Origin of the sequence: Enterococcus sp. DIV0167 (assembly GCF_050541555.1) — a bacterium.
GTDB classification, from domain to species: Bacteria; Bacillota; Bacilli; order Lactobacillales; family Enterococcaceae; genus Enterococcus; species Enterococcus faecalis.
In genome coordinates this window covers 1,314,839-1,331,390 of sequence record NZ_CP172933.1, presented here as the reverse complement: position 1 = coordinate 1,331,390, position 16,552 = coordinate 1,314,839, and the positions used below count along the sequence as shown (strand labels likewise).

At 35.6% G+C, this 16,552-nt stretch carries 13 protein-coding genes; 6 read left to right on the top strand and 7 right to left on the bottom strand.

The window, feature by feature from the left end:
• Nucleotides 1–197: 197 nt before the first annotated feature.
• From IGM09_RS06490 to IGM09_RS06475, 4 genes are all read left to right on the top strand, one after another.
• Nucleotides 198–1,871 carry a glycoside hydrolase family 13 protein gene (locus tag IGM09_RS06490; RefSeq protein WP_002404311.1) on the top strand — a complete coding sequence of 558 codons (1,674 nt, stop codon included), beginning with the start codon at nt 198–200 and terminating at the stop codon, nt 1,869–1,871.
• Between the two features lie 16 nt (nt 1,872–1,887).
• Nucleotides 1,888–3,816: a sucrose-specific PTS transporter subunit IIBC gene (locus IGM09_RS06485; protein ID WP_002360285.1), complete on the top strand. Its 1,929-nt coding sequence runs from the start codon at nt 1,888–1,890 to the stop codon at nt 3,814–3,816.
• Nucleotides 3,817–4,088: 272 nt separating this feature from the next.
• Complete coding sequence (locus IGM09_RS06480) at nt 4,089–4,970, top strand: helix-turn-helix domain-containing protein (RefSeq protein ID WP_002394463.1); 882 nt, start codon at nt 4,089–4,091, stop codon at nt 4,968–4,970.
• Between the two features lie 132 nt (nt 4,971–5,102).
• A complete protein-coding gene (locus IGM09_RS06475; protein WP_033624973.1) occupies nt 5,103–6,536 on the top strand; it encodes a cryptochrome/photolyase family protein in 1,434 nt (477 codons plus the stop codon).
• 212 nt (nt 6,537–6,748) lie between these two features.
• On the opposite strand, the gene IGM09_RS06470 is transcribed toward IGM09_RS06475, so the two are convergent.
• The 5 genes from IGM09_RS06470 to IGM09_RS06450 all read right to left on the bottom strand — a co-directional run bounded on the left by IGM09_RS06470 (nt 6,749) and on the right by IGM09_RS06450 (nt 13,672).
• Nucleotides 6,749–8,185, bottom strand: coding sequence for a catalase (locus tag IGM09_RS06470; protein ID WP_033624972.1), 1,437 nt, complete (start codon nt 8,183–8,185; stop codon nt 6,749–6,751).
• A gap of 303 nt (nt 8,186–8,488) precedes the next feature.
• Nucleotides 8,489–9,499: a lipoprotein gene (locus tag IGM09_RS06465; RefSeq protein WP_033624971.1), complete on the bottom strand. Its 1,011-nt coding sequence runs from the start codon at nt 9,497–9,499 to the stop codon at nt 8,489–8,491.
• Nucleotides 9,500–9,638: 139 nt separating this feature from the next.
• Nucleotides 9,639–10,064, bottom strand: coding sequence for an NUDIX domain-containing protein (locus IGM09_RS06460; RefSeq protein ID WP_010707579.1), 426 nt, complete (start codon nt 10,062–10,064; stop codon nt 9,639–9,641).
• Between the two features lie 88 nt (nt 10,065–10,152).
• Nucleotides 10,153–11,931 (bottom strand): ABC transporter ATP-binding protein, encoded by a 1,779-nt coding sequence (locus IGM09_RS06455; RefSeq protein ID WP_002378276.1) that lies wholly within the window; start codon nt 11,929–11,931, stop codon nt 10,153–10,155.
• Complete coding sequence (locus IGM09_RS06450) at nt 11,924–13,672, bottom strand: ABC transporter ATP-binding protein (RefSeq protein ID WP_002371139.1); 1,749 nt, start codon at nt 13,670–13,672, stop codon at nt 11,924–11,926. The genes IGM09_RS06455 and IGM09_RS06450 overlap by 8 nt, the downstream gene beginning before the upstream one ends.
• Nucleotides 13,673–13,808: 136 nt before the next feature.
• Between IGM09_RS06450 and IGM09_RS06445 the strand changes: the two genes are divergently transcribed.
• Nucleotides 13,809–14,627 carry a helix-turn-helix transcriptional regulator gene (locus tag IGM09_RS06445; protein WP_002357554.1) on the top strand — a complete coding sequence of 273 codons (819 nt, stop codon included), beginning with the start codon at nt 13,809–13,811 and terminating at the stop codon, nt 14,625–14,627.
• A 55-nt stretch (nt 14,628–14,682) separates the two neighbouring features.
• Here the strand turns inward: IGM09_RS06445 and IGM09_RS06440 are convergent, their stop codons facing one another.
• The gene (locus tag IGM09_RS06440; protein WP_033624970.1) at nt 14,683–15,210 is read right to left on the bottom strand and encodes a GNAT family N-acetyltransferase; all 528 of its coding nucleotides are present in this window, start codon (nt 15,208–15,210) and stop codon (nt 14,683–14,685) included.
• A 19-nt stretch (nt 15,211–15,229) separates the two neighbouring features.
• Nucleotides 15,230–15,730 carry a GNAT family N-acetyltransferase gene (locus IGM09_RS06435; protein ID WP_050588844.1) on the bottom strand — a complete coding sequence of 167 codons (501 nt, stop codon included), beginning with the start codon at nt 15,728–15,730 and terminating at the stop codon, nt 15,230–15,232.
• Nucleotides 15,731–15,906: 176 nt separating this feature from the next.
• Here IGM09_RS06435 and IGM09_RS06430 point away from each other — a divergent pair, with 176 nt between their 5' ends.
• Nucleotides 15,907–16,515 carry an NUDIX hydrolase N-terminal domain-containing protein gene (locus tag IGM09_RS06430; RefSeq protein WP_010713399.1) on the top strand — a complete coding sequence of 203 codons (609 nt, stop codon included), beginning with the start codon at nt 15,907–15,909 and terminating at the stop codon, nt 16,513–16,515.
• The last annotated feature ends 37 nt before the right edge of the window (nt 16,516–16,552 follow it).

Genomic DNA, 16,552 nt, shown 5'->3' with positions numbered 1-16,552 from the left:
AGTCTAATAGTATAAACAAATCAGAAAAAAGTCAAACGTATAACATGTATAAATCTATTTAAATCAAAAGAATATTATAATTTACATTTATTTATGATAAACGTTTGACATATTACGCAAAAACGAGTATCATACAAAATGTAAAAACGGTTACAGAAAAAATTAACAGGACTAGTTTAAGAGTGAGGAGAACCAGAATGAACAGAAATTGGTGGCAAAAAGAAGTGGCCTATCAAATTTATCCACGTAGCTTTTCGGATAGTAATAATGACGGAATTGGTGATTTACAAGGCATTATTCAAAAACTGGATTACTTAGAAAATTTAGGAATTACGCTGATTTGGCTGAGTCCAATGTACCCATCGCCAATGGCTGACAATGGATATGATATTTCAGACTATTATGGTATTTCTAGCGATTTTGGTACAATGGCAGACTTCGATGAACTCATTGAAGAAGCAAAAAAACGAAACATAAAAGTTATTTTAGATTTAGTGGTAAACCATACATCTGATGAACATGCTTGGTTTCAAGATGTTTTAAAAAATCCTCAAAGTCGTTTTCGAGACTTTTATATTATAAAAGAAGGACGAGAAGCACCTACAAATTGGCGGTCTAACTTCGGTGGTAGTGTTTGGGAAAAATTACCTGGGGAAGATGCCTACTACTTTCATGCCTTTCATAAAAAACAGCCGGATTTAAATTGGGAAAATCCTGAACTACGCAAAGAAATCTATCAAATGATTCGTTTTTGGTTAAACAAAGGAATTGCTGGTTTTCGTGTAGATGCGATTAATTTTATTAAGAAAGATTTGACTTGGACAAACTTACCTGCTGATGGGGCAGATCAATTAGCCAAAGTAACAAAAGCGAGTAGAAACATGCCAGGAATGAGTGACTTTCTGAACGAATTAAAAGAAAAAGCTTTTGCTGGCTTTGATATTGTCACAGTTGCCGAAGCGGCCGGCGTCAATTATCCAAATTTATCAGAATTTATTGGAGAAACAGGGTATTTCGACATGATTTTTGACTTCAAATGGGCTGATTTGGATGTGAAATCAGGAAGCGAATGGTTTTATAGAATCGATTGGTCTTGGAATGATTTACGCACATTAATTTTCAAACAGCAAGAAGCCATGCAAGAGGCTGGTTGGAGTGCAAATTTTATTGAAAATCATGATCAACCTCGAGCGACAACGAAATATTTAAAAGAACAGGCTCAACAGCCAAATGCGGTTAAAACATTCGGCGCCATGTATTTCTTTTTAAGGGGCACGCCTTTTATTTACCAAGGACAAGAATTAGGAATGACCAATTTTGAAAGGGGTTCGATTGATGAATTCGATGATATTTCTAGCATTGATCAATACTATCGAGCAATAAAAGAAGGATTTACGCCCAAAGAAGCCTTGTCACTTGTCAATTTGCGTAGTCGAGACAATGCCCGCACGCCTTTTCCATGGAATGATTCTATGTATGGCGGTTTTTCAAGCGTCAAGCCTTGGTTAGGAATGGTGGATAATTATAAAGAAATCAATGCCGAAGCAGAAATAAAAAATAGTCAAAGTATTTTTCATTTCTATAAGCGGATGATTGCATTTCGTCAAAAGAGTCCCTATACAGACATCTTACTTTATGGAACATTTGAGGGACTATCAAATCTTCCAGATAATGTTATTGCTTATAAACGCAAATTAAATGAAAAAACGATTTACGCCTTTTTTAATTTTGGTGAGGCGGTTCCAATCCCTCATTATTTAGTTAATGGCACAGTTATTTTTGATACACAGTCTGAAGAACGAGAGCAATTAGTTCAGCAGGGAACATTATTAAAAAGCTATCAAGGACTATTGATTACTATAAATGAGTAGCTAGGAGGAGTATAACATGGCAGAAAATTATCAGCAGGCAGCCAAAGACATTATTCAATTAATCGGTATGGATAACATTATATCGGTCACCCATTGTCAAACGCGGTTACGTTTTATTTTGAAGGACCACGAACAAGTAGATGGTAAACAACTAGAAAAAATCGATTTAGTCAAGGGTGTTTTTTATAATGGTGGTCAATACCAAGTGATTTTAGGAACTGGTATTGTGACTAAAGTGTATGATGAAATAGAAAAACTTGGAATTAATGTTGTGTCAAAAGCAGAGCAAACAGCAATTTTAAAAAATAATGAAACGGGCATGCGCAAAACAATGCGCATTTTAAGTGAAATATTCATTCCAATTGTTCCAGTAATTGCAGCAACAGGATTGTTCCTAGGGTTAAAAGGTGTTATTTTTAACGATACTTTTTTACAATTATTCGGAGCAAGTGTAGCCAATATTCCTGAAAGCTTTCAACAAATTGTCTCTGTCATTACAGATACCGTCTTTGCCTTTTTGCCAGCTTTGATTGTTTGGTCTACCTTTAAAGCATTTAATGCGACGCCTGTAATCGGGATTGTTATTGGTTTAATGATGGTATCACCCATTTTACCAAACGCTTATGCAGTTGCAACACCAGATTCTGGCGTGAAAGCTATTATGGCTTTTGGTTTTATCCCAGTTGTCGGTGCACAAGGGTCCGTTTTAAGTGCAATTGCTGCTGGTATAATTGGCGCAAAGATTGAACTTTTTTTCCGAAAAAAGATGCCGAATATTCTCGATCAAATTTTTACACCTTTTATGACTATGTTAATTACTTTTTTAATCATGATTCTCGGAATTGGCCCAATTTTGCATACCGTTGAGTTAGGCATGGTAGATGTTGTCCAATGGTTGATTGGGTTGCCCTTAGGATTAGGTGGTTTCGTGATTGGTGCCTCATATCCTTTAATGGTTTTGATTGGTATTCATCATACACTAACTATGGTAGAAACATCATTATTAGCAAATACAGGATTTAATGCATTGATTACAATATGTGCCATGTATGGGTTTGCTAACGTTGGCAGTTGTTTAGCCTTTGCGAAAAAAGCGCAAGATAGCAAAGTGAAGTCGACAGCCATTGGTTCTATGTTGTCTCAATTATTTGGAGTTAGTGAGCCTGTGTTATTTGGATTACTTATTCGTTGGAACTTAAAACCGCTGCTATGTGTCTTGTTTACATCAGGTTTAGGCGGAGCAATTTTAGCTATTTTTCATATTCAATCAAATTCTTATGGATTAGCCGTTATTCCTTCTTTCTTAATGTATATCTATAGTGCACATCAATTAGTGATCTATTTATTAGTCGCACTTTTATCTGTCGGTGTATGTTATGCATTAACCAGTTTATTTGCAATTCCGCAAGAAGTTTTGATTTCAGATAAAGTAATCGAAGAGGAAGAACGCGAAGTCTTTGAAATGCAACACAATACCTTAGATGAACAACTTTTTTCTCCGGTAACTGGTTACGCCATGAATCTTACTGCTGTTAATGACCCAGTATTTTCAAGCGAGATGATGGGCAAAGGTTTAGCAATCATGCCAACAGCGAACAAGGTTTACGCGCCTGCAGATGGTTTATTAAACTTGGTTGCAGAAACTGGGCACGCTTATGGTATCCAAACGGACGCAGGAGCTGAAGTATTAATTCATATAGGAATTGATACTGTCACATTGGGGCAGGAGGTCTTTCAGACACAAGTAACCCAAGGTCACCGTGTTAAAAAAGGAGATCTTTTAGGAACGTTCGATCGAAAAGCCATTAAAGAAGCTGGGCTTGACTCAACTGTCATGGTTATCATTACAAATACTTCAAGTTATTTAAGCGTAGAGCCAATGATGTCAGATCATAATGAAATTACGCCGGAACAAATCATTTTAAATCTAAATACACCTAACTAAACAAAAGAACAGCAAGAAGTAGTTATCACTTCTTGCTGTTCTTTTTCTTAATAAAAAACCAATGATTTTCTGTTGTATTTGTCTGTCCGTTTGTAGTATGATTGAGTCAGTTTTAAAGGAAACATGCCAAGTATGGAAGACCATACTTGACACGCATTGACTAATTAAACATGGGGAACGTTGCCATAAGTTGATGTTCCAGTCAATAATGCAAGTAAATCAAACATAGCATGTACCTCCTTTAATTGATAATCAAAGTATAACATTTTTTAATGAATTTACATAATAATACAAGTGGAGGTCTGTTCGTGAAGGTAGCAGGAGACAAAATAAAACAAGCGAGAAAACTTAAAAAAATCACACAATCAGAGCTGGCTAACGGCATCTGTACGCAAGCAACAATTAGTAATATTGAAAACCGTAATCTATGTGACAGTTTAGATATTTTCTCATCTATTTGCCTCCGATTAGATTTAGAAGTAGAAGAATGTATGATGATTTCTGAAGAAAAGAAAATTGAAAATCTACTAAACAAAGTCGAGGATTTATCTTTACGGTTATTTCACTTAGAGGCCTACAATTTATTACAAGAAGTGCCTGAAGGTCTTATCTTATCTAATAATGAACTAACGACTAAATTGTTATATTATAAGGGAATTACTTGTTTATTAGGAAAAAAAGATAAAGCAGAGGCCTTGTTTTACCTATATCGGGGCGCGGAAATTGACCGTAAAGTCAATATTTACAACATTTTAAGCCTGAATGCGCTAGGTACGCTATATGAACTGGAAAAAGATATGAGAAAAGCGCAAGTGTATTACGAAAAATCATTACAAGAATTGGAACAATTTAAATTAGAATGTTCCTTGGAGCGTTGTAGAATTTATTATAATTCTGCTAAATTCTACTCGGAAATAAAAGATTACCAAAAAAGTGTCATTTTAAGCGAAAAAGGGATTCAGATTTGTCGTGACAAACACTCCATTTATTTGCTAGATTATCTTTTATATGAAAAAGCCTTTAACAAACAAATGCTCGGGGAAGACACAGCCGATGACTATCGTCAAGCCTATTATTTTACACAATTTTTTGGCAATACAGAAGTCCTACAATATATTGAGAAAGATATGAAAGCTTTTAATATTTCCTATTAATTTAATCAAAAAGCCGATAAAAGCTGAAAACCCAGTTTTTATCGGCTTTTTGAAAAGTCTAGGCAAGTTGCTTTTAAAAATCAGCAGTCACGGTTACGATAAGCAAGACGAAGTATTTAGGAGGATTTAAAAATGAAAACAGTAATGTGGTTTAGACGTGATTTACGATTACAGGATAATAAAGCATTAGCACACGCGTTACAAAATTCTGCAGCTGATGAATTGATTTTATTATTCCAAATGAATCCTCAACAATTTATTCAAGAAAGTGCTAATCATAACGCTTTTTTTGCAAGTTTAGCCTCGTTTAAAGAACGAATCGATCAAGAGGCACATTTACAAATCATGGTCGGCGAACCGTTAGATTTATTTTCACGTTTGAAACGCAAATTACCCGATTGGCAGGCCATTTATTTTAATGAAGATACTTGTGGCTTTGGGGCAAAGCGGGACCAGCAAGCTATGCGCTTTTTTGAAGAAAATAATATTCAGTCTTTCTCTTTTCAAGATGCCTATTTGCATGGCTCTGAAGAAATTAAGAAGAACGATGGCAGCAAGTACCAAGTGTTTACGCCCTATTACAATAAATGGAAAGAGGCGCCTAAAGAAACACCGATTCCTGTTTCCTATACAGCTGAAAAAATTTTTAGTGCGTGTCTTTTTCCAGAAGAGGAAGCAGCTTATCGTGAACAGATTGCGAGGATTCCTTTAACACACTATAGTGTCGGCGAAAAAACAGCCAGAAGGTGCTTAAATACTTTTATTGATCAAAAACTTCGATCCTATGAAAATAAGCGTGATTTCCCTTATCAGGATCAAACGAGTCATCTGTCTACTTTTTTAAGAACGGGAGAACTTTCGATTCGCACCATTTGGCAAGAGCTTGCATCTGCGCCTTCTAGCTTAAGTAAAGAAACCTTCAAAAAAGAATTAGCTTGGCGCGACTTTTACAATATGATCTATAGTACGTTTCCACAACAAAAAGAGGAAGCTATTCAAGAAAAATTTCGTTATATTCAATGGACAAATGACCCAGAAATGTTTGTCAAGTGGCAAAAAGGGGAGACGGGGTACCCTATAATTGATGCCGCAATGCGACAACTGAATCAAACTGGTTGGATGCACAACCGCTTAAGAATGATTACTGCCTCTTTTTTAGTTAAAAATTTACACATCGATTGGCGTTGGGGTGAAAAATACTTTCAAAAAATGTTGATTGATTATGATGCCGCCAATAATATCGGTGGCTGGCAATGGGCTGCTTCGACAGGAACGGACGCTGTCCCGTATTTTCGGATTTTTAATCCAATTATCCAGTCAAAAAAATTTGATAATGACGGCCAGTTCATCAAAAAATATGTTCCAGAACTTAAGCAAGTGCCACAAAAGTATATTCATCAACCAAATCTAATGAACGAAGCTTTACAAACGCAATATCATGTACATTTAGGAGAAAATTATCCAAAACCCATTGTCGATTATGCATCAAGTAAAAAACAAACATTGTTTCTATATGAAGCGAGCAAAGAAATTCATCAAGAAATGAACAATCCAAGGTTTAAATAAACAGTAAACCCAACTAGCTTAGCAAACAACTTGTAAGGTTAGTTGGGTAAATTAATTAGTCGAAAGAGAGGTGCAATTTATCGGCTAAAGTTTTTTATTTTATTCTAGTTTACATAATATACATTATACAAAGTAGAGTAAAAAGCATTGAAAAGCAAACAAAACCAGTCCTTAGTTTATCTAGACTGGTTTTGTCACGTACGTTATATAAATTATGCTTGTTGATTAATTGCTTGTGCGACACGTGCTCCATATTCCGGATTTACTCTAGTGAACAAATCAATTTGACGCGCGATGATTTCTTGATTTTTCACTTGACCTAAAGATGCCGCTATATTGTTAATTAAGTTTTCTTTTTCTTCGCTTGGCAGCAAATTATACAAAGCGTTTGCTTGTGTAAAGTGATCTTGATTATAGCTATAATTACCAACATTTCCCTCAACTTCAAAGGAACTAATTTTCGCGTTAGGATCTTCTTTTGGTGTTTCAGTATAACTATTTGGTTCGTAATTAATTTCGCTATTGCCATTGTCAAAACGCATATTGCCGTCTTTTTGGTAGTTATTTACAGGTGCTTTTGCTTGGTTGATTGGCAATTGGTGACTATTAGCGCCCACGCGATGACGATGCGCGTCCCCATAAGCGAACAAACGTCCTTGCAATAATTTATCTGGAGAAGCTTCAATACCAGGAACGAAATTCCCTGGTGAAAAGGTTACTTGTTCAATCTCTGCAAAATAATTCTCTGGATTTCTATTTAAAGTCATCGTGCCAACTTCAATCAGCGGATACTCTTTTTGAGAAACCGTTTTTGTTACATCAAAAAGAGTTTCTTTCATTGTTAACGCGTCTGCATACGGGATAATTTGCACAGATAATGTCCAAGAAGGAAATTCTTGATTTTCAATCGCATTATGCAAATCTTCAATATGGAAATCTGGGTTTTTCCCAGCAATTTCTTCTGCTAATTGACTCTCTAGATTTTTGATTCCTTGATTCGTCTTGAAGTGATATTTAACAAAAAATACTTCTCCAGCAGCATTGACCCATTTGAATGTATGGCTACCAAAACCATGCATATGACGGAACGATAGCGGAATGCCACGATCACTCATTAAAATTGTTACTTGATGAAGGCTTTCAGGTGAATGAGACCAAAAATCCCAAACAGCTTCTGGACTTTTCAAATGCGTCCGTGGATTTCTTTTTTGGCTATGAATAAAATCTGGAAACTTAATTGCATCACGAATGAAAAAAATGGGCGTATTATTGCCAACTAAGTCGTAATTTCCTTCGTCTGTATAGAATTTAAGCGCAAAACCGCGAGGATCACGCAATGTATCTGATGAACCTAACTCTCCAGCTACAGTTGAAAAACGAGCGAATAAAGGTGTTTCTTTGCCAACTTCAGATAAAAAATCGGCTTTAGTATATTGTGCCATTGATTGGCTCACCTTGAAAATCCCATGAGCACCAGCACCTTTGGCATGAACAACCCGTTCTGGTACGCGCTCACGATTAAAATGAGCTAATTTTTCTAATAAATGAACGTCTTGGATTAGGACAGGTCCAAATTCTCCTGCAGTTAGCGAATTTTGATTATCGCCAACTGGACTTCCTTGTGACGTAGTTAAATGTTGATTTTTCACCTAAAACACTCCTTCATCTAAAATTATACTCATTGTATAAAAAAACCACTCTGCATAACAAAAATAATGCTTAAAAACACTCGAAAACATTTGTTATTTAATAGAATGATTAAAAATAGCAGTAGAATTTAAATCAAAAACAAATGTATTAATTTTAAACTGTTTACACCATCTAAAATAACAACCAATAATTCAAAGAAAACTAAAATGCTGTTTTTTTATTCAAAAAAAGACCTAGCATCCCAATCATGCTAGGTCTTTCGTTACTTTTTTTGAGCGGCCGTTTTTATTGGTCATTCAGCGTTATTGATTGATCGCAACAGTCGTGTCTTCAGTCGATAGACCTGTCATAGAGGTGCTATCGGAAAAAATTTTTTCAACTTCTTGTTCTGATAAAATATTTTCTTTCTTAGGCATTGAAATCGTCGCTTTTTTGGCTTTTTGTGTAATGCTAATTTTACTAGATAATGATTCAAGTCCCATGTCAACGTTCTTGTCTTGCTGCGGTTTCACATTAATCAACATATTTGTTTTATTTTCTTTTGTATTAACAGAAACTTTGGCAGAAACATCTTTGATTTTTTCGAAAGGATCTTGTTCTTTACCTTTTTCAGATGTTTCTGTCGTAATTTTGATTAACTTTTGTAATTCTTTTTTTGTAAACGTATGGGTAATGGTATCCACTTTTTTCTCGAACGTATCCTTGTCTAATCCTTCTAAAAACTCTTTGTATTCCTTAGCAGACTGTTTTCGTTCTTTTTCCGATTCTTGATACTCTTTGATTGTATCTTGCCATTCTTTCGTACTTTCCTCGTTCATGGCTAAAAGATCAATGTATTTTCCTTTTAGTTTTTCTGTATCTAACTGAGAACTATCAATAGCACCGTCAGTCATTGAGTCTGCGACAGCGACAATATATTCCATCATATCTGTTGCTAAATAGAGTTTTGGCTCTTTGCCCTCGTTATCTAATGATCCAACCAATGAAATCGGTACATCCATGCCCATCGCTTTTAATTTCATCTCTAAGTTGAATGCTTTTTCTTTTTTGGCATCTACTTGAATCTTCCCAGAAAGCGATGCGTCTTTGATTTGCGTGATGAGCATCCCGATCATAGGATTCGTTTGTGCACCATCTTCTTGTGAAAATTTCATGTCACTAATTGACATAGAGAAATCCCAAACCCCAGATTCTTGTGCGTTTTGATTGCTGATCCCTTGAATGAACTCATCTTTCGCACTTTTGCCACAGCCTGTCAGTAACAAAGCTGAACAGAAAACGCCTGTAATAATCCCCACTTTTCTTTTTAACACACTTTTTCCCCCTCATTATATAAAAAATTAATTCCCTTTTATTAAGAATAGCAAACATTGCTTATAAATAGCAATGTTTAATTTTAGATTTCCTCTCTTTTAATAAGTGGGATTGATTTAATCTTTTAGGTTTGAATCATTAAGCTGTATTATTTTTAAAATAAAATTGCTTTTCGCCAAAAAATACTGGGAAAAGTTCTGCTAAACTGCCAGCTAAAGGACCTTCTCGCAATTCTTTTTCAGTGACCCAAAACAAGGGTTGTTCCGTTTCTTCTGGTAGTTTAGCCGCTGTTTCTGCAATGAATAATGTGGCTAATTCCCGCGCACCCGAACAATCATTCAGCCATTCTGCAACACCTACTAATTGTGGTTTCAGCACTAATCCTGTTTCTTCAAGGAGTTCGCGAACCATGGCTGTTTCCATGCCCTCGTTTTTTTCAACATGTCCGCCAGGGAACGTCCAACCAGGCCAATCCTTTTTTTGTCGTTCTTGCACAAGGATTTCATTTTTCTGATTTCTAATCATACATAATGTTGTTAATTCTACTTCAAAATTCCGATTCATTTGGCACCTCATCATTTTTTCCTTTGTTAAGGTTACGATACAGAAAAACAGAGAAAGATTCAACTAAGAATTTTCTCTGTTTTATCATCTAGCTCTTTAATAAGTCGTATTGCGATTGATATAAATGATGATATAACGCATGTTTTGCCATTAGTTGATCATGAGATCCTTCTTCCACAATACGACCACCATCAATATAGAAAATTTTATCGCTATTTTTGATGGTAGAAAGTCGATGAGCAATAATAAACGATGTCCGTCCTTTCAGAAGTTGTTGTAGTCCTTCTTGTAACAATTCTTCTGTTTTTGTATCAATACTGGAGGTTGCTTCGTCTAAAATTAAAATTTTGGGATCTGCCAGTAAAGCACGAGCAAATGAAATTAATTGGCGTTGTCCTGCCGAGAGTGTACTACCCCGCTCTTCCACAACTGTTTCATAGCCATCTTTTAAATCCTTGATAAAGTCGTGCGCACGAACAATTTTTGCGGCTTGGATAACTTCTTCCTCTGTGGCTGCTAAATTTCCGTACCGAATGTTTTCAATAATTGTTCCTGAAAAAATAAACGTATCTTGAAGCATTACCCCCATTTGTTTCCTTAACGAACGGAGTGTCACATCGCGAACATCATAACCATCAATTTTAACGGCCCCTTCATTCACATCATAAAAACGACTTAACAAATTGATGATTGTTGTTTTACCCGCACCTGTTGGCCCAACCAAGGCGATTGTTTGTCCTGGCTCAATATGAAAACTAACATCGGTCAAAATATTTTTTCCTTCTTCATAACGGAAATAAACATGCTGAAAGTCGACGGTTCCTTTAATTGGCGGCAACGCAATAGCATGCGGCGCATCTTGAATTTCTGGAACAACATCCATCGTTTCAAAAATCCTTTCCAAATAAGCAGTTGCAGTAATCAGAGAATTGTAGAAGTTACCAATATTGATGACCGGATTCCAAAAGTTATTGATATAACCGATAAAAGCAATTAGCGTCCCAGTAGTAACGGACACACCTAATTGACGGATTCCTACGAAATAGATAAAACAAGTCGTAATGACGGATATATTTTGCACTGCTGGCCATAATAAATACTGGACACGCACAGCTTTCATAAAGGATTGACGATATTCTTCGCTTACCTCGTTAAAAATTTGGAAATTTTCATCTTCTCGTGCAAAAGATTGTGTAATTTTAATTCCTGAAATACTTTCATGAATATAGGCATTTAAGTTTGATTGTTTATTGCTAAGCTCTTGGTAAGCTTTCCGTTGTTTCCCTTGAATAAACAGAACCATCACGAACAACACAGGCAATAGCAGTAAACTGTATAAGGTTAATTTCACATCAATAAATAACATGAAAATTAAGGTGATAATCACATTAAATAAATCAGAAATTAAATTGATCAATCCGTTACTTAATAAATCACTTAACGTATTGATGTAATTGACCACCCGAATTAAGATTTTTCCATGCGGCCGACTGTCAAAGTAAGAAAATGGTAATTTTTGTAGATGCTCAAAAATTGAAAAACGCATATCTTTTAAAATATCTTGTCCAATTTCTGTGATGGCATATATTCGATAACGCATACACCAACCAATAATCACCAAGGAAAATAGGAAAATAGCCCCTAGTATCAAGAGTAACGAGAGATTCTTTTGTGGAATTACTTGGTCAATCGCAATTTTAGTAAAGTAAGGGCCTAACATACTTGCCAGATTAGCTAATATGATGACAAATAATGTTTTAAAAACAGCTTTTTTGTAAGGCTTAATATAGGCGCCTAATCGTTTATAATGAGACCAATTAAATTCTTTTTCTAAAGTCTCATCCACATCAAACGTATTTCTAGCCACGCGACTCACCTTCCTTTGTCAGACCTAATTGTTTTTGATATACGTCAAAATATTTGCCTTTTTGTTCGACTAATTCGCTATGCGTACCGCTTTCCACCACACGGCCTTTTTCCATCATCAAAATTAAATTGGCCTCTCTCACAGAAGAAATTCGGTGGGCAATAATAAATGTCGTTTTCTTTTCCGTCAAACGACCTAGTTCTTTTTGAATTTTTGATTCTGTTTCCATATCAACAGCGGAAGTTGTGTCATCTAAAATTAAAATAGCTGGATCTTTGGTTAAGGCACGGGCCAGTGAAATCCGCTGTTTTTGGCCACCAGATAGGCCAACGCCGCGTTCACCAACAATTGTTGCATAACCTTCAGGCATTCTGGAAATAAAGCTATGGGCATCAGCAATTTCAGCCATCATTTGCACTTGTTCCAAGTTAGCCAATGTATTACCAAAAGCAATGTTATCTTCTATCGTATTGGAAAAAAGAAAGACATCTTGCATAACCATGGAGATATTTTCTCGCAATTTACGAACAGAATAGCTTTTAGCATCTTTTCCATCAATATAAACAGTGCCTTTGGTTGGATCATAGAACCGAGCGATTAAGTTAACTAAAGTGGTTTTGCCTGAACCAGTTTCCCCTAAAATACCAATTGTTTCACCAGGTTTTGCTGAAAATGAAACATCCGATAAAATGGGGGTTTCTGGATCATCTGAAAAATGAAAGGACACGTGATCAAACGTCACATAGCCTTGGATTGGTTCTGCTTCTTTTTCCCGAGCAATGGGAATCTTCGGTTTCGTTGCTAATAACTGACGAATTTTAATGGACGATGCCGTAAAGCGTTGCACATCATTGATCAACCAGCCACTCATTCGCATCGGCATGTTCAACATCCAGAGAAAACCGTTAAAGGCCACTAAATCACCAATTGTCATCCGACCTTGAATTACAAAGAGGCCACCAAGAACTAAGGCAATAACATTTAAACTACCTGCAAAACCGTCTAACCACGGTAAATATTTTTTAGAGACATCTGCGGAAGCCATATTCCATTTTTTATAGTCTTCATTGTGCTTGTTAAACTTTTCAATTTCATAAGGTTCTTGAGAAAAAGCTTTAACCACCCGATTTCCACCAATATTTTCTTCGACCATTGAATTTAACCGAGAAAAACTTTCCCGAATCTCAAAAAATACCGGATGCGATTCCTTCGACATTTTTTGTGTTAACAGAAAAATCAAAGGCGTAATTAAAATTAATGCCAGCATCAATTGCCAATTGATCGTCCCCATCACAATCACGGCTGCGATGAACCATAAAATACATTCTAAAAGGTTATAAGTGACCCAAGAAACGAAATGGCGGATAGCGTCTGTATCCCCTGTCATTCGCGCCATAATGTCGCCAACACGTGTATGATTAAAGAAATCAAAATCTAATTCTTGAAGTTTGATATACATATCTTTTCTTAAGTCAAATAACGCAGATTGTCCGACCGATTCAAACAAGACTTGATAACTATAACGAACAACTGTCCGAATAACGGTCACCCCAATCATAATCCCAAGAATTGGGACAAGCTCTTCAATCTTCCCCTGATTGATTACTTGGTCTACAATTCTGCCAGATAACAATGGAATAATAACAATTAAAATAGCGTTAATAACGACAAAAATAACAGCTAGCAGTAACTTATTCTTATTTTTTTTAGCATATTGCCAAATCCATTCAAAACTATTCATTTTCTCCCCTACTCTCTCTTGTTTTTATGGACGTGTATAAGATTACTGTTTTTTTATAGGAAAAGAAATGGGCATTCTTGTATATTTTGATGTACAATATAGTATAGAAAGCGGATACAAGTAGGAGTGATTTTTTATGAACTACACAAATAGTCGAACGTTTAATCCTGAAATTTTATATGCCTTCGATCCTTGGAACGAAGAGACCCACCCTTATAATTGTCATCATCATGAATTTCTGGAAATATCTATTCTTTTAGAAGGTGAATCTGAATATATTGTTCAAGGGCAACAGTACCATGCCACTGCTGGTACGGTGTTTCTTTTTAATCCGCGAACGGAACATGGTGAGCAACAAAAAGCAGGAACTTACTCACATCAACTACACATTGGCATTTCAAATCTCTATTTAGAAGGCTTAGCGCGAAACGTATTTCCAAATAAATCAGCTTTATTAGATTTAAGTCATTTACATGGTGCTTTTTTAGAAAAAGCTTGGCAAATTGTTCATGAATTAAACCATCAAGAAGTTGAATCAGCGTTACAAATTAAAGCTTTAGTTATTGAGCTATTGGTTTATATTTTAAGAAGCTTAGCAGTTGATCAAGAAAATAAAATTGAAACTCGGCTATCGAAAACGGAAAAAAGAAAACGAAATTTAGTCAATCATACGATTTATTATCTGGAAACGCACCATGACGAAGAAATTACTTTGGAACAGTTAGCTGAAATGCTATATGTGACCCCGACTTATTTGTCGAAAACCTTTAAAGCGGCCACAGGCGTTGGGCCAATCAATTATTTAATTCAAATCCGCTTAAACCATGCGAAAGAATTGCTGAAAAATGATTCCTTAAGTGTCAAAGAAGTAGCAAAAACGGTTGGTTACGAAGATGCCTATCATTTTAGTAAATTATTCAAAAAATATTATGGAAAATCCCCTTCACAATTTTAAGATAAAAAAAACAAGGAATCGTCGGCTTCATTGCGTCCGTTTCCTTGTTTTTGCTTTACGTTGACTCTTTTAACTGTTTCGTCATTGTATAATCGGTATGGCGTTCATTTCCCATATAAAAATCATGTTCACCTGTTTTTACGAAGCCCAATGATTGATAAAATTTTTGCGCTGGATGATTATGTTCCCAAACACCTAACCAAACCGTCTCTTTTTCTGCTTCTTCCGCTAATTCAATTGCTTTCGTAATCAAATGTTTGCCTAAGCCTAAACGCTTAAAAGATTTACGAATATAAATGCGCTCAACTTGTAACGCTTGTGGATGTTGATAGGTAATCTGAGCATCACCGTGATTTAATTTCACATAACCTGCAAGTTCATTATTATAAAAAGCAAAGAAATATTGCGAATCTTTATGTAAGATTTCGCTTTCTAAAACTGCTGGACTAAATTTCCTCTCATAATGTGCCTGTAAATCCTCTTCGTTTTCGCCATCTCCATAAGTATCTGCAAAAGTCTCTTGGCAAATGGCCTCTAATTCTGGTACGTCTGCGACGGTACACTCTCTAATAAATACTGACATACTAAAACTCCTTTGTAGATTAAATCAAGTGTTTAATTAAAATTAAACAAGGATTCCAAGCGTCCCATAATGTCGGAAAAACCTCAAGGCGCTTAAAACCCAATGATTCGTAAAAACGAATAGTATGATCGTACACGGAATAATTTCCTTCGTCAACTGTTTTGACTTGAATAAAAAAATAGTTATTTTTAGAATACGTTTCCACGCTTTCTATCAATAACTTGCCGATACCTTTGCGATGATACCGCTTTTTAACTGCCATACAATGGATTTCTACTGTATCTTTACTTGTTTCTGAAAGTGTTATAAAACCGAGTATTTTATTCTCTACATCCTTTGCCACCCACATAGGTAAAGTGCTAGCTATATCGATATACTTGCGGGTCTCTTTTTCAAGGCCAAACCATTCTGGAAGATTAAACAATACTTCTTGTGCTACCTGAGTCTTTTTATCTGCATTTTTTTCCTTTATAATTGTAAATTCTTTCAATTTACAACCTCCTTTTTGTTTACATAACAAAATTATTGTATACCCAATCTTTTTTATTAAATAATAGCATAGGTAGTTTAAAAATGTAAGTTAGTCATTTATTCTTTATTATTTCCTTAAACCGACTCCTTTTCTCGCTAAATCTGCCCTTCCTTTGTTTTTTTCTGTTAAACTAAACGTATTAAGTCTATGAGGAGCGTGCGTATATGGATTATCTAAACATCTACAAGCGGTTGCTAGCATTGGCAGATGCAGGTCTTTTTTACGGGAAAGATGCTTTTGATCAAGAACGTTACCAAGAACTACGGGAACTTACGTTACAACTTATTAGCGCAACCGGACACGAAGCGACTGTCTTGCCCGACTTAGAAAAAATCTTAACTAAAGAGGAAGGTTATCCAACACCGAAAGTAGATGTTCGCGGTTTGATAAAAAAAGAGAATCGTTTTTTATTAGTTGAAGATTTACGGACCAAAGAATGGTCATTACCTGGTGGCTATGCCGAAATTGGCTGCTCCCCTAAAGAAAATATTGAAAAAGAAGTATTGGAAGAAACTGGCTTAGTTGTTACAGCAAAAGAATTGCTTGCTGTTTATGATACAGATAAACGAAAAGACATTCCTCAACTATTTCAGTACTATAAAATGATTTTTTCTTGTGAGATTTTAGAAAATCATCCCTTTGAAAAAAACATTGAAACCTCGAATTGTGCTTATTTTTCTTTAGATAATCTCCCCCCTCTTTCTATCAAACGAACAACGAAAGAGCAATTAATGGCATTAATGAACCAAACAACTGGAGCGCTTAGTGACTAACAAAAAGGATGAAGAACTTCTGTTCTTCATCCTTTTT